1 protein-coding gene is annotated in these 527 nt (G+C 69.8%); it reads left to right on the plus strand.

Features of this window, described 5'->3' with window-relative positions; translation table 11 throughout:
- Positions 1–527: 3-oxoacid CoA-transferase subunit B (locus tag ACI78V_RS22860; RefSeq protein WP_456855122.1), on the plus strand; the 527-nt coding region annotated here is incomplete at both ends.

A 527-nucleotide genomic window follows, 5' to 3' on the forward strand; every position in this document is an offset into this window, starting at 1 on the left:
GTGGCCGCCGACCTCACCGACGGCGCCTACGTCAACCTCGGCATCGGGATGCCGACCCTGGTGCCCAACCACGTCCCCGAGGGCGTGCACGTGGTGCTGCACTCGGAGAACGGCATCCTCGGCGTGGGCCCCTACCCCGTCGAGGGCGAGGAGGACCCCGACCTGATCAACGCCGGCAAGGAGACCGTCACCATCCTGCCCGGCGCCAGCTTCTTCGACTCCGCACTGAGCTTCGGCATGATCCGCGGCAAGCACCTCGACGTCGCCGTCCTCGGCGCCATGCAGGTCAACCCCCGCGGCGACCTGGCCAACTGGCTCATCCCCGGCAAGATGGTCAACGGCATGGGCGGCGCGATGGACCTCGTCCACGGCGCCCGCCGCGTGATCATCATGATGGAGCACACCGCCCGCGACGGCAGCCCCAAGCTGGTGCAGGAGTGCACCCTGCCGCTGACCGGCAAGGCCTGCGTCGACCGCGTCATCACCGACCTCGCCGTCATCGACATCACCCCCGCCGGCTTCACCCT

This window comes from Geodermatophilus sp. SYSU D00742 (assembly GCF_054049935.1).